The 13,318-nt window shown below is 72.9% G+C and carries 15 protein-coding genes and 1 tRNA gene; 1 reads left to right on the top strand and 15 read right to left on the bottom strand.

What is annotated here, in order from left to right; translation table 11 throughout:
- Positions 1-85: 85 nt before the first annotated feature.
- From yacG to CR165_RS06390, 15 genes are all read right to left on the bottom strand, one after another.
- Positions 86-274 (bottom strand): DNA gyrase inhibitor YacG, encoded by a 189-nt coding sequence (gene yacG / locus CR165_RS06460; protein WP_109516150.1) that lies wholly within the window; start codon positions 272-274, stop codon positions 86-88.
- A complete protein-coding gene (locus tag CR165_RS06455; RefSeq protein WP_109516149.1) occupies positions 264-1,388 on the bottom strand; it encodes a ribonuclease E/G in 1,125 nt (374 codons plus the stop codon). The genes yacG and CR165_RS06455 overlap by 11 nt, the downstream gene beginning before the upstream one ends.
- Complete coding sequence (locus tag CR165_RS06450; protein WP_245906179.1) at positions 1,373-2,038, bottom strand: Maf family protein; 666 nt, start codon at positions 2,036-2,038, stop codon at positions 1,373-1,375. Before CR165_RS06450 ends, CR165_RS06455 begins: the two co-directional genes overlap by 16 nt.
- A complete protein-coding gene (gene infA, locus CR165_RS06445) occupies positions 2,038-2,256 on the bottom strand; it encodes a translation initiation factor IF-1 (protein WP_007003972.1) in 219 nt (72 codons plus the stop codon). Before infA ends, CR165_RS06450 begins: the two co-directional genes overlap by 1 nt.
- Before the next feature lie 167 nt (positions 2,257-2,423).
- Positions 2,424-3,719, bottom strand: a complete 1,296-nt coding sequence (gene hisD / locus CR165_RS06440) for a histidinol dehydrogenase (protein WP_109516148.1) — start codon at positions 3,717-3,719, stop codon at positions 2,424-2,426.
- Positions 3,716-4,432 carry an ATP phosphoribosyltransferase gene (hisG, locus tag CR165_RS06435; protein ID WP_109516147.1) on the bottom strand — a complete coding sequence of 239 codons (717 nt, stop codon included), beginning with the start codon at positions 4,430-4,432 and terminating at the stop codon, positions 3,716-3,718. Before hisG ends, hisD begins: the two co-directional genes overlap by 4 nt.
- A gap of 36 nt (positions 4,433-4,468) precedes the next feature.
- Entirely contained in the window at positions 4,469-5,728 is a 1,260-nt protein-coding gene (gene murA, locus CR165_RS06430) for a UDP-N-acetylglucosamine 1-carboxyvinyltransferase (RefSeq protein ID WP_109516146.1), read from the bottom strand.
- A gap of 15 nt (positions 5,729-5,743) precedes the next feature.
- A complete protein-coding gene (gene dcd, locus CR165_RS06425) occupies positions 5,744-6,298 on the bottom strand; it encodes a dCTP deaminase (RefSeq protein WP_109516145.1) in 555 nt (184 codons plus the stop codon).
- A 96-nt stretch (positions 6,299-6,394) separates the two neighbouring features.
- Positions 6,395-6,574, bottom strand: a complete 180-nt coding sequence (locus CR165_RS06420) for a hypothetical protein (RefSeq protein WP_109516144.1) — start codon at positions 6,572-6,574, stop codon at positions 6,395-6,397.
- 67 nt (positions 6,575-6,641) lie between these two features.
- Positions 6,642-6,716 (bottom strand) — tRNA-Thr (locus CR165_RS06415).
- Positions 6,717-6,861: 145 nt separating this feature from the next.
- Complete coding sequence (locus CR165_RS06410) at positions 6,862-7,053, bottom strand: hypothetical protein (RefSeq protein WP_109516143.1); 192 nt, start codon at positions 7,051-7,053, stop codon at positions 6,862-6,864.
- Between the two features lie 43 nt (positions 7,054-7,096).
- Entirely contained in the window at positions 7,097-7,468 is a 372-nt protein-coding gene (locus CR165_RS06405; RefSeq protein WP_109516142.1) for a phage tail fiber protein, read from the bottom strand.
- 54 nt (positions 7,469-7,522) lie between these two features.
- Positions 7,523-8,746 (bottom strand): hypothetical protein, encoded by a 1,224-nt coding sequence (locus CR165_RS06400; protein ID WP_109516141.1) that lies wholly within the window; start codon positions 8,744-8,746, stop codon positions 7,523-7,525.
- Positions 8,746-11,199, bottom strand: coding sequence for a glycosyl hydrolase family 28-related protein (locus CR165_RS25965; protein ID WP_146201839.1), 2,454 nt, complete (start codon positions 11,197-11,199; stop codon positions 8,746-8,748). The genes CR165_RS06400 and CR165_RS25965 overlap by 1 nt, the downstream gene beginning before the upstream one ends.
- A gap of 42 nt (positions 11,200-11,241) precedes the next feature.
- Complete coding sequence (locus CR165_RS06390; protein WP_109516140.1) at positions 11,242-11,895, bottom strand: immunoglobulin domain-containing family protein; 654 nt, start codon at positions 11,893-11,895, stop codon at positions 11,242-11,244.
- Between the two features lie 309 nt (positions 11,896-12,204).
- On the opposite strand from CR165_RS06390, the gene CR165_RS06385 reads away from it, so the two are divergent.
- Positions 12,205-13,317, top strand: a complete 1,113-nt coding sequence (locus CR165_RS06385; protein ID WP_109516139.1) for a polyamine ABC transporter substrate-binding protein — start codon at positions 12,205-12,207, stop codon at positions 13,315-13,317.
- Position 13,318 lies beyond the last annotated feature (1 nt).

Below are 13,318 nucleotides of genomic sequence, written 5' to 3'. Positions count from 1 at the left end.
TCGGGCGCCGTCGGCAGATGACGGGGAAATAACGGATGCGCCGCGGCCTGTCCAGCGGGGTCGCAGGATTGTTTTGCGGCCGGTTTCAAGCCTGCCCATCCTCCTCCTCAGGCCCCGGTACGGGCGCGCCGGGGATGACGTAGCCGCCCTGCAGCCAGCGGCCGAGATCGACCTGCCGGCACCGGTCGGAGCAGAAGGGGCGGTGCGCCGGGTCGGAGGGCTTGCCGCAGACGGGGCAGGCCGCGCGCCGGCGGGGCTTCGGGTCATTCGGCATGGACATGCTCCTGTCCGGGGGGGCAGAGCGGGTCGGCGCGCAGCGACAGCGGCCCGGCGGCCCGGGTGAATTCCTCCAGCGCGCCCGGCCAGTCGCGCAGCGCGGCCAGCACGGCGGGATGGGCGGTCAAGGCCAGGCGCGCGCCGGGCCGGGCGGCGGCCTCGCGCACGCCCCGCCGCAGCGCCAGGAGGCCACGGGTGAGGGGGGAGGGCGGGTCGCCCAGCACCTCGTGCAGCGGGGTGTGCACGCGGCGCCGCTGCAGCTCGATCAGCCCCAGCCCCGTCATGCCGACCAGCCGCAGATGCGGGTCTGCCGCCAGATGCGGCTGCAGCCCCGGCAGCAGGTCGCGCCGGCGGGCGATGGGCATGCCCGCCATGTCGATGAGGATGGCGCCGGCGAGGTGGCGCAGGCGGATCTGCCGCAGCGCCTCGGCCAGGGCGGCGGCGTTCAGGGTGCGGTGCGCCGCCGCGTCGCGCCCGCCGGCGGCGGCGCCGGCGTCGATGTCGATGGCCAGCAGGGCGGGGGTGGGGTGCAGCGTCAGCCGCCCGCCGCCGGGCAGCGGCACCGCCATGCCGGAGAGGGTCTCGAACGCCTCCTCCACCGCCTCGTCGAAGGCAGGGGCGGTGGAGAGGGACACGCGCGCGGCGCCGAGCGCGGCGCGCAGCCGGGCGGCGGTGGCGGGGTGGTCGGTGCGGAGCGTGGCCTCGGGGTGCTGCGCGGCGAGGCGCAGCGGCGCGTCCGGGCCGCGCGCCAGCAGCCGGGGCGGACCCTGCGGCGCCTCGGGCCCGGGCCGGGCGGCGAGGCGCGGCCCCTTGCCGCCCTGCGCCGCGCGCGTCACCGCCACGCGCAGCCATTCGCCCTCGGTGCGGCCCTTGGCGCCCTCGGAATCGGGCAGGAAGCCGGTCTCGCCGCCCGCCATGGCTAGGAAGGCGCCGCCCATGGCCGGGGCACGGGCGGAGAGGCGGGCGATGTGCAGGTCGCCCACCCCTTCGGGCCGCGCCGGGCGCTCGATGAAGGCTGCCTCCAGCCGGTCCCCGTCGATCAGGTCTCCGGCGAGCAGGGCGGTGCGCTGCTCGCCCGGCGAGACGGAGACCAGGATCAGGGGCGCAGCCACCCGATGCCCCGCAGCAGCTGCGCGGTCTCGTGCAGCGGCAGGCCCACCACGTTGGAATGGCTGCCCGAGAGGAAGCGGACGAAGGCCTCGGCCGATTCCTGGATGGTGTAGCCGCCCGCCTTGCCGCGCCACTCGCCGGAGGCGATGTAGGCCTCGACCTGCGCCGCGGTGAGCCGCTGGAAGGTGACGACGCTCTCCACCACCCGCGTCAGCAGCCGCCCGTCCGGCAGGCCCAGCGCCACGCCGGTATAGACGCGGTGGCGGCGGCCGGAGAGCAGGGCGAGGCAGTCCCGCGCCTGCGCCTCGGTCTCGGCCTTGGGCAGGATGCGGCGGCCGACGCCCACCACCGTGTCGGCGGCCAGCACCAGCGCCTGCGGCTCGCCCGCCATCACGGCGCGCGCCTTTTCCTGGGAGAGGCGCCCGGCCAGCTGGCGCGGCAACTCCTGGGGGCGCGGGCGCTCGTCGATCTCGGGCGGCAGGATGCGCGCGGGCACGACCCCGATGCGCGCCAGCAGGTCGCGGCGGCGCGGGCTGCCGCTGGCCAGCACCAGCGGCGGGCGGGCCGCCTTGTCTGGCCCGGTGGCGTCGGGAAGGGTGGCGGCGCCCTCGGGCGCGGCGGCCGGCGGAGCCGGCGGGCCCGCCTCGGGCATTACTTGAACCGGAAGGTGATACGGCCCTTGGTGAGGTCGTAGGGCGTCATCTCGACATTCACGCGGTCGCCGGCCAGCACGCGGATGCGGTTCTTGCGCATCTTGCCGCTGGTGTGGGCCAGGACCATGTGCTCATTGTCGAGCTTCACGCGGAACATCGCGTTGGGCAGAAGTTCAACGACCTGGCCGCTGAACTCGATCATATCTTCTTTTGACATCAGGCCTCTTTCGGGGGGTGTGGACGGGCGGGGCGGACCATGATCGTCCGCGCCCGGCCGGTCAAGCACAGGCTGCGGGGACGGGCAGGGCGCGCGCCGCTCGGTGCGCCGCAGAAATGGCGCCGCAGCGCGGATTCTTCAACCGTTCAGGGGCGGTGACAGGGGGTTCAGCCCTGCCCCAGCCGCATGGCCACGCTGCGCGCATGGGCGCCGAGCCCTTCCGCCTCGGCCAGCGCCACGGCGGCGGGGCCGATCGCCTCCAGCCCGCGCCGCTCGGCGGCGATCCAGGTGGTGCGCTTGAGGAAGTCGAACACCGAGAGGCCGGAGGCGAAGCGCGCCGTGCGGCCGGTGGGCAGCACGTGGTTCGGCCCGGCCACGTAGTCGCCCAACGCCTCGGGGCAGTGGGCGCCCAGGAAGGCGGCGCCGGCGTGGCGGATGCGGGCGAACAGCGCCTGCGGCTCGGCCACCATGATCTCCAGGTGCTCGGGCGCCAGCCGGTCGGTCAGCGCGGCGCCCTCCTCCCAGTCCCGCACCACGATGATGGCGCCGTGGCGGCGCCAGCTCTCGCCGGCGATGGCGGCGCGGGGGAGGCTTTTCAACGCATCCTCCACCGCGTGCTCGACGGCGTGCGCCATCTGCCCGCTGGTGGTGATGAGGATGGACTGCGCGCTCTCGTCGTGCTCGGCCTGGGCCAGCAGGTCGATGGCGATCAGCGCCGGGTTCTGCGAGGCATCGGCCAGCACCACCACCTCGGAGGGGCCGGCGATGGAATCGATGCCGACGCGGCCGAAGACCTGCCGCTTGGCCTCGGCCACATAGGCGTTGCCGGGGCCGACCACGCGATCGACCGGCGCGATGCTGGCGGTGCCCCAGGCCATGGCGGCCACCGCCTGGGCGCCGCCCACCCGGAAGATCTCGCTGACGCCGGCACGGTGCGCCGCGGCCAGGACCAGCGGGTTCAGCACGCCATCGGGGGTGGGGACGCACATGGCGATGCGCGGCACCCCCGCGACGCGCGCGGGAATGGCGTTCATCAGCACGGAGGAGGGGTAGGCCGCCTTGCCGCCGGGCACGTAGATCCCCACCGCGTCCAGCGGTCCCCAGCGCAGGCCGAGGGTGAGGCCGAGCGGGTCGTCCAGCTCCACGTCGCGCGGCAGCTGCGCCTGGTGGAAGCGCTCGATGCGGGTGGCGGCGAGGTCCAGCGCGTCCAGCAGGGCAGGGGCGCAGCCGGCGCGGGCGGCCTCGATCTCGGCCTCGGTCACGCGCAGCGCGGCGGCGCTGCCGGGGGTCCAGCGGTCGAAGCGGGCGGTGATGTCGAGCAGGGCGTTGTCTCCACCCGCGCGCACCTCGGCGATGAGGGCGGAGACGGCGGCATCCACCTTGGCGGTGGTGTCGCGCGCCTGGTCGAGCAGCGCGCGGAACTTGCCCTCGAAGCCGGGCTCGGCGGTGGAGAGGCGGATCATGCGGCGGGCTCGGTTCCGGTGGCGGCGAGGGCGGCACGGAAGCGGGCCAGCCAGGCGCCGATCGCCTCGGGCCGGGTCTTCAGCGCGGTGCGGTTGACGATCAGGCGGGAGGTGACCTGGGCGATCACCTCGGTCTCCACCAGCCCGTTGGCCTTCAGGGTGGAGCCGGTCTGCACCAGGTCCACGATCAGGCGGGAGAGGCCGAGCGAGGGGGCCAGCTCCATGGCGCCGTTCAAGTGCACCACCTCGGCCTGGATGCCACGGGCGGCGAAGTGGCGGCGGGCGACGTTCGGGTACTTGGTGGCCACGGCGAGGCGCGACTCCCGCCCCAGCGCGTGCTGCCCGGCGCTCTCCACCGGCTCCGCCACCGAGACGCGGCAGCGGCCGATGCCGAGGTCGAGCGGCGCGTAGATCTCGGGGTAGTCGAACTCCATCAGCACGTCGGCGCCGCAGATGCCGATCTGCGCGGCGCCGAAGGCGACGAAGGTGGCCACGTCGAAGGAGCGCACCCGCACCACGTCGAGCCCCGGATGGTTGGTCTCGAAGCGCAGGCGGCGGCTGGATTCGGCGTGGAAATCCTCGGCCGGCACGATGCCGGTGCGGGCCAGCATCGGGCCCAGCTCCTTGAGGATGCGGCCCTTGGGCAGGGCCAGGACGAGAGGCGCCGCATCATCGGCGGCTGCCGCGTTGGGGAGGGTGATGGGCTGGTCCATGGCGGGTTGTATCACCGGAAAAGCGGCAAAGCCATGTCAGCCTGGAATACGTTCAATGTCGGCGCCGACGGCGGCGAGCTTGCGCTCGACCCGCTCATAGCCCCGGTCCAGGTGATAGACGCGGTTCACCACGGTCTCCCCCTCGGCGGCGAGGCCGGCGATGATGAGGGAGACGGAGGCGCGCAGGTCGGTGGCCATGACCGGCGCGCCGGAGAGGCGCGGCACGCCGCGGACGATGGCCGAGGAGCCGTGCGCGTTGATCCGCGCGCCCATGCGGGTCAGCTCCGGCACATGCATGAAGCGGTTCTCGAAGATCGTCTCGGTGATCATCGAGGCGCCCTCGGCCACCGCCATCAGCGCCATGAACTGGGCCTGCATGTCGGTGGCGAAGCCGGGGAAGGGCTCGGTCATCACATCGACGCCGTGCAGCCCGTTCAGGCGGCGGGCGCGGACGCCCTCCGCCTCCTGCTCCATCTCCACCCCCGCCTCGCGCAGCGAGCGGGTGCAGGCGCCGAACAGCTCCAGCGTCATCCCCTCCAGCAGCAGCTCGCCGCCGGTGATGGCGCCGGCGCAGGCGAAGGTGCCGGCCTCGATGCGGTCCGGCAGGATGGCATGGGTGGTGCCGTGCAGGCTGTCCACGCCCTCGATGGTGAGCCGGTCGCTCCCCACCCCCTCGATGCGGGCGCCCATGGAGATCAGGCAGTTGGCGAGGTCGGTGATCTCCGGCTCGCGCGCGGCGTTGACGAGCTGGGTGGTGCCCTCGGCCAGCGCCGCCGCCATCAGCAGGTTTTCCGTCGCCCCGACCGAGACCTGCGGGAAGAGGATGCGCGCGCCCTTCAGGCGGCCCTCCACCTTCGCGTCGATATAGCCGGCCGCGAGGTCGATCCGCGCCCCCATCTGCTCCAGCCCCTTCAGGTGGAGATCGACGGGGCGGGTGCCAATGGCGCAACCGCCGGGCAGCGAGACGCGGGCCTGGCCGTAGCGCGCCAGCAGCGGCCCCAGCACCAGGATGGAGGCGCGCATCTTGCGCACCAGGTCGTAGGGCGCCTCGAACTGGCTGGCCGCGCCGTCCAGCAGGATGCGGCGGCCCTCCGTGTCGTGCTCCACCGTCAGCCCGTGCTGGGCGATCAGGTGGCCCATGGTGGCGACGTCGGCGAGCGCCGGGGCGTTGGTCAGCACCACCGCCTGCTCGGTGAGCAGGCCGGTGGCCATCAGCGGCAGGGCGGCGTTCTTGGCGCCACCGATGGCGATGCGCCCCTCGAGCCGGCGGCCGCCGCGAATGCGGATGCGGTCCATGATGCGCGCTCCCCCTTACAGCCGGGGCAGCGCGACGCCGCGCTGGCCCATGTATTTGCCCTTGCGGTCGGCATAGGACACCTCGGGCGCCGCCGAGCCCTGCAGGAACAGGAACTGGCAGATGCCCTCATTGGCATAGATGCGGGCCGGCAGGGGGGTGGTGTTGGAGATCTCGATCGTCACCTGCCCCTCCCATTCCGGCTCCAGCGGCGTGACGTTCACGATCAGCCCGCAGCGGGCATAGGTGCTCTTGCCCAGGCAGATCACCAGCACGTCGCGCGGGATGCGGAAATACTCGACCGTGTGCGCCAGGGCGAAGGAATTGGGCGGGATGATGCAGGTCGGGCCGCGCCGGGTGACGAAGCTGTCATCGGCGAATTTCTTCGGGTCCACCAGCGCGTTGTCCACATTGGTGAAGACCTTGAACTCGTCCGCCACGCGGGCGTCGTAGCCATAGGAGGAGAGGCCGTAGGAGATCACCCCCTCGCGCCGCTGGCTCTCGACGAAGGGCTCGATCATGCCGTGTTCGGTCGCCATGCGGCGGATCCAGTGATCGGGCATGATGGACATGGGCAGGAACGTCCTTCGGCGCGCGGCAGGGCCGGCCCCGATAGCGCAGCGGGCAGCCGCCGGCAACTCGGGGGCTGGATGGCGGGGCCTACGGGCTCAGTCCTGGCGGGGCGGCTCGGCAGGCGACGGGGAAGGGGTGGGGGCGGCCCCGGGCGCCTCGGTGGTGGCGCGGGCGCGGCTCTGCGCCTTGCGGCGGCGCAGGTTCTCGCGCAGGGCGGCAGCCAGGCGAGCTTCGCGTTCGCTGCTGCGGTCGGCGGGCGGGGGTGTCTTGCTCATCGGGCGGGCAGGGCGGGGAGGGTCACGGAGCGAACCCCCAGGGGCCGGCCATTCCAGGAAGGGAAGGTGGTGCTGCTAGAGAGGATTGAACTCTCGACCTCTCCCTTACCAAGGGAGTGCTCTACCACTGAGCTACAGCAGCATACCGCCGTGGAAGCGAGGCGCTCTCTAAGGGCGGGGGCGGGGCGGCGCAACCCCTTTTTTGCGCCGGGGGCGGAAAACCACCCCCGGCGCCTGGCGGGAGAAAGGCCCTCCGCCCCCTGCCGGAGGGGGCGGGGTAGGCCTTCTCAGGCGCCGGGCTCGCCGAAGCCGCGCCCCTTCCGCGCCGCCTCCCACACGCCGAGCGCGGCGATGGCGAGGTTCGGCAGCGCCGATTGCAGCTCGGCCGAGAGGCTGATGCCGAAGCCGGCGGCCAGCAGCAGGAACAGGCCGCGCCAGGTGCTGGGCTGGCCGATCTGCTGGCGGATCCATTCGCTCATGGTGGATACTCCCTGAGGGGTAAGATCAGGCTGGGGGTCGGGATCAGACGCCGTTCAGCGTCAGCGCCTCGGCAGCGATGGTTACCGTGCCCGGCCCCGTCACGCTGGCGGTTTGCGCCAAGGGCCCGTAGGCGAGGGCATTGCCACCGCTCGCCGCGTCATAGAGGCCGAGATGCGTCAGGCCGCCGGCGGCGCCCGTGAAGACGAAGCGCAGCGCCTCGGTGTTCCGCTGCGCGCCGGTGCCGGTGAAGATGACCCGCTGGCGGGCATAGCCATTGCCGGCCGGCTCGCCGGTCAGGCCGCCGGCGCCCGCCCCGGTGCCGAGACCGGCATAGACGATGGCGGGCAGCGCGGGGGCGCGGCCGCACAGGGCGCGGGCCAGCATGTTGCGGGCGTAGTCGGTCAGGGTCGGCATGGAGGTGCGTTCCTTTCTGTCCAAGGAGATGTTGCGCGCAGGGGCGGTGCGGCCTCAGCCGGCCGCCGAGACCGCCTGCAGCATGGCGTCGGGCAGGCGCAGCGGGCGGTGGTCGATGAGGGCGACCTCGCCATTCGCCGCACGGTTCAGCGCGGTGGAGGCGTGGCCGACCAGCATCCGGACGAGCCCGGCAGGCGGGGTCACGGCGGCGCTCTGCACCGTGCCGCCATTCAGGCAGAAGGCCACCTCGCCCGGCGCCCAGGCCAGGGCGGCACGGAACGGCGTGCCCGGAACCATGTTGCCGCCCGGGAGCGCGGCCAGGGTGGCGCCGCCGCTGTCCACCACGCCGAAGATCTCCGACCCGCCGGAGGTGTTGCGGATCAGCAGCCGGTTGGCATCCGTGCCGTCGTCGATCTGCAGCAGGCCCTGGCTGGCGCCGAAGGCGGCGGCATTGGGCAGCATGCCCGCCACCACCACCGTCCCCGCGCCGCCGAGGCCGCCGGGCGGCGACCAGACGGGTGCATCGGCGCTGCGCGATGACGCGGCGGGAGCGCCGGCCGGCGGCAGCACCGGGGAGGTGGCCACCTCGCCCCGCTCGAGCTGCGGGGCGCCGAGGAAGAAGGTGGCGTTGATCGCTGCGCCCGCGTTCTGGGTGAAGTAGAAGCGCGGCACCAGGCCTGTGGTGCCGGAGCCCATCACCGTGGTCAGGCTGGGGCGGGCGAGCGTGGTGCCCGGCGAGACCGCCAGGCTGCTCGGGCTGGCCGTGCCGCCGGCGGTGCGGATCGAAAGCTGGATGTTGGACAGGCCGGCGAGGCTGCCGCCGGTCAGCGCCACGAAGAAGCTCGCCGCCCAGATCTCGGTGGCCGTGGTGGGGACCGAGGTGTCCGCATCGAAGGTCAGCGCCGTGTTGAGGCCGTTGCCGGTGCCGCTCACCTGCAGCTGGAATCCGGGGATGCCGTTCAGCACCGCCGGCCCCAGGAGGACGAGGTTGGCCGGGCTGCCCTGCAGGCTCCAGGTGGATGGCAGGGTGCCGGCGGCCGCGCCCTCGCATCGCGGGTTGCGCAGGCTGTTGGTCCTGCCTGCCTCCACCAGCAGCCGGCGGGCCGGCCCGTGGAAACGTGGCGTGTCCGCCGCCGCGGCCTGCCAGAGCCCGGCCGCATCCTGCACCAGCGCCGCACCGGCGCGGCTGAGGGCGACGCGCCCCGCGTGATCCGGGCCCAGCGCGCGCAGTGGGATGCCCGCGCCGGGCAGCCCGAGAAGACTGGCCGTGGTGATCATCAGGGCGCCCCCGCCCCCACCAGCTGGCAGATCTTCGTCGTGCCGCCATCCGGCGAGTAGGCCAGCAGCGTCGCCACGCCGCCGGCGCGGATCCTGGTGAAGCCATCGCTGTTGGTGGGCGCGGCGTTGCTGGTGAAGCCCGACAGCGTCAGCCCCAGATCCGCCCCCGTGCGGTTCACCACCGTGCAGGAGAAGCCATCGCCCGTGTTGGCCCAGCTCAGCGAGAGGGTGGTGCCGGCGTTGGCCACGAGCATCCGCGCATTGTGCGCGGCATGCGTGACGGTGGTGGCCGCCGAGAGCAGCACGGAGGTCAGCCGCCGGTCGGTGAACTGCGCGTCCACATACTGCTTCGTCGCCGCATGCAGGCTGGCCGCCGGGTTGGCGGGCAGCACCAGCGGGCCGGTTAGCGTCACCGTGCCGTTGGCGGCGATGCGGAAGCGTTCCGCCACGCTGCCGCCCTGGCGGGTCTCCACCACCACCGCGCCGGCCTCCGCGCCGCTGGTCACCGCCTCCGCCACCGTCACGAGGCGGGCGAAGACCTGCTCTGTGCCGGCGCTGTTGTTGCCGCTGCTCTCCAGCACGCCGATGCGGTCATTGGCCGCCGGCGTTGCGGAGAGGCGGCGCAGCCGCACCGTCTGCGCCGCCGTCATGCCGCTGCCACCGAAGGTGAAGCCGGCATTCGGGTTGCCCGTCTCGCCGGCGAAGACGCAGTCGGTGCCGGAGATCGAGAAGCTGGCGTAAGGCGCGTTGCCGCTGTTGTGGAGCCGGAGCTGGCTGCCCAGGCTGGCGCTGCGGCGGTGCAGGTTCACCGCGCCATCCGTGTCCATCGACAGCCGCGTCTCGATCGCGGCGCCCGAGGAGACGGAGGCCAGCTCCAGCCGCCCGGCGGCGATGCGCTGGGTGGTGGGGGTGCCGCTGCCCAGGCGGTTGCCCAGGAGCTGCAGCCGCTGCATCGCCGCCGCGCTGTCGGCGGTGAAGGTGACGGCGCTGGTGTCGCAGCCCGAGACGATGAGGTTGCCTGCGCTGGCGCCGAGATGGATGGCGCTGATGGTGACGTTGCCGGTGCCGGGCGCGCCGGTGAAGTCGCAGCCAATGAGCGACAATTGGCCGGCCAGCACCTCGGTGATGCGGCGTGCCCCGCCGGTGATGTTGACGCCGATCATCTCGTGCTGCTCGTTGCCGGTGGTGTTCACCTGCACCGAGCAGCCCTTGGAGGAGAGGAAGCCGCCCACCCACTTGCAGCGCAGCGCCGTGCCGCCGATGCGGACGCCGATGGTGGCGGGGTCCGCGGCGTCCACCCAGCCATCCGTGCCGCTGTTGAAGAAGCTGCAGGAATGCGTGGCGTCCTGGATGTCGAAGCCGATCTCGTGGCCGAACTCGAAGCAGTTGTCGAAGGTGGCCATGTCGACATCGTTGACGACGAAGCCGGTGCCGGGCCGCCGGTTCGGGCTGATGTAGACGGCGCCGCCCGCCGTCCAGCCGGCCGCGTAGGTGCTGCCCACCAAATCGACCGTGGTGGCGTCCACCACCGCCACCGTCCAGCGGCCGTAGCAGCCCGGCGCGCCGGAGGTGCGCACCTCGGCGATGTTGATGATGTCGCCATTCACCAGGCTGTGCGGCGTGGCCATGGTGACGCGGAACAGCCCGGCGCCGTTGCTGGCGACGTTGGTGATCAGGATGCGGGTGTTCGACCAGCTCCGCGAGGTGGTGACCAGCGGATGCCAGTTCACCTCGCTGATGCGCGAGACGTCGAAGGAGCGGGCGAAGTAGAGGCCGTTGGTGCAGTCGCCCAGGATGTTCTCGATGCGCACGCGCGCATTGCCGTTGCTGTGGATGCCCCAGTTGAAGCCGAGGATCAGCAGGCGGGAGAGCTGGCTGTCGGCGCCGTTGGCGATGCCGCTGCCGCCGCTGCCGTCGCCGATGGTGACGGCGGTGCCGGCGAAGGCGGCCACCTCGTCCAGCCCCTCGCGCAGCGTGGCCGGCACGCCGAGGCCGCGGCGGAACAGGGCGATGCCGTCCAGCCCACCATTGCGCCGCACCCGGATGGTGTAGGCGGGGTCGACGATCAGCGCGTACGGCACGCCGCTGTAGCTGCCGCCGATCCGCCAGCCGCCGGAGCCGGGGCGGCCGCGCAGGAAGACGCCATCCTTCAGGATCAGGTCGGCCGCGCCGACCAGGTAGCGGCGCGGGCCGATCAGCACCGTGCCGCCGCCGCGCGACGCGGCCGCGTCGATCGCCGCCTGGATGGCGGCGGTGTCGTCGGTCACGCCATCGCCCACTGCCCCGTAGTCGCGCACATGCAGCTCGCGGTCGGCCATGATGCCGCCGCGCAGCTGCCGGATGGTGGCGCGCCGCGTCTCCGCGGCGGCCTGGCTGCCCTGCACGAGCGGCGCCACATCATCGTCGGTGAGAGCGGCGGCCGCCGGCAGTTCCGTGATCTTCTTGTCGGACATGGAGCAGTGATCCTTCGGGCAGGGGAGGGCGGGCGGGCGTGGTCAGAGCAGCAATTCGCCGCCCTCGGCGGCGGCGAGGCTGGCGCCGGATTCGGTCAGCAGCGCGAAGGGCTCGGTGACGACGAAGGACGCCGAGGTCTGCGCCGCCAGCGGCTCCGCCGTGTCCTGCACCCGGATGCGGTAGCCCGAGCCGGGGTCGGGCGCGGTGAAGCTGGCCGAGGCGCCGCCCGACGCCACCGCCACCACGACCGGGCCGGCGATGACCGCGCCCGCGGCGTTGAGCATGCTGAAGCTCAGGCTGGTGACCGGCCCGGTGACGCGCGCGCCGATGGTGAAGCTGCGGCCGATGTAGAGGCCGGTCGGCACCGGATCGAGCGCGACGCTGCGCGTCTCGGCCGGCACCGGGCCGAGCGAGAACTCGAAGCCCAGCGCGGTGCTGCCGTTCAGCCGCAGCGGCGGGGCCGAGGCGTCCAGCACCAGCCCGTTCCCCACCCCCGCGCTGCTGCGCACCGGCAGGAAGGTGAGCGAATCCGCCGATTGCAGCACCACCACATGCCCCGGCTGCAGCCGGGCGGCGACGCTGGTGAAGTAGCCCGGCGCCAGCACCGCGGCGCGGGTGTCCGTGGTGACGTAGAGCCAGAGGGTGAAGCTGTCCGTGCTGGCGAGCGAGGACAGGCCGCGGGGATCGAACGGCATGCGCGTCTCCTGGATGGGTCGCGAAGGGCGTGCGGGCCCGATCCGCGTGCCGGCCCCTGGCGCATGGCGAATGGCGCATGGCGAAGGGCCGGCGCGTGGAGGGGCCGGGAAGGGCGATCAGGAATGCCGGGGAAACGGGCCTGCGCTGGACGCAGCTCACCCGTTGATGGCTAGGATTTAAAGAACATATTGACGCTTTGTCAAGAAAATATTCCCAAATCCATCATCGCCACGCCGCAGCCCGTGGACCCCTGGGCGGCGGGGAATTAACCTGCCGTTCCGTCTCCATTCCGCTGCAGGGACCGCACGATGCTCCGACGCCGGATCGCCACCGCCGCCTTCGCCGCCCTGCTGGGCCTGTCCGCTGCCATGCCCGCCCGCGCCCAGCAGCCGGAGACGGTGCTGAACGTGTACAACTGGTCGGACTACATCGACCCCTATGCCGTGGCGCAGTTCCAGCAGGAGACCGGCATCCGCATCCGCTACGATGTGTATGACAGCCTGGAGACGCTGGAAGGGAAGCTGTCCGCCGGACGCTCGGGCTACGACATCATCGTGCCGACCAGCGAGCCCACCTTCTCCCGCCTGGCGCGGGCCGGTGCGCTGAAGCCGCTCGACCGCGCGCTGATCCCGAACTGGGGCAAGCAGGATGCCACGCTGCTGCGGCAGGTGGAGAGCAGCGACCCGGGCAACCGCTTCGGCGCCATCTATCTCTACGGCACGGTGGGCCTCGGCATCCGCGCCGACCGCGTGCGCGAGCTGTTCCCCGACGCGCCGACCGACAGCCTCGACCTGCTGATGAAGCCCGAGAACGCCCGCCGCCTCGCGCGCTGCGGCATCGCGGTGATGGATTCCGCCACCGACGTGCTGCCCAGCATCCTGCAATGGCTCGGCCGCGACCCCAACAGCACCGAGCCGCGCGACCTGCGCGCCGCCGAGGACGCGCTGACGGCCATCCGCCCGCATGTCCGCGCCATCACCGCCAGCGGCAACATCCTCGATGCCCTGGCCAATGGCGAATACTGCGTGGCGCTGACCTATTCGGGCGATGTCATCCAGGCGCAGGCGCGCGCGCGGGAGGCGAAGCGCGGCGTCGAGATCGGCTATGTGGCGCCGAAGGAGGGCGCGCAGCTCTGGTTCGACATGCTGGCCATCCCGGCCGACGCGCCGCACCCGGAGGCGGCGCACCGCTTCATCGACTTCCTGCTGCAGCCGGCGGTGATGGCGGGCATCACCAACCATGTCCGCTACCCCAACGCCGTGCCGGAGGCGCGCCCGATGGTGAACCCGGCGGTGCGGGACGACCCGGATGTCTACCCCACGCCCGAGATGCTGAAGCGCACCTTCACCACCGCGCCGCTGACGCCCGCGGCGGAGCGGGCGCGCAGCCGTAGCTGGAGCCGCTTCAAGGCCGGCCGCTGAA

The organism is Teichococcus aestuarii, assembly GCF_003116135.1.
In the GTDB taxonomy this organism is placed as follows: domain Bacteria; phylum Pseudomonadota; class Alphaproteobacteria; order Acetobacterales; family Acetobacteraceae; genus Pseudoroseomonas; species Pseudoroseomonas aestuarii.
The sequence above is the reverse complement of the archived record's forward strand: the minus strand, read 5'-3'. Positions and strand labels throughout refer to the sequence as shown.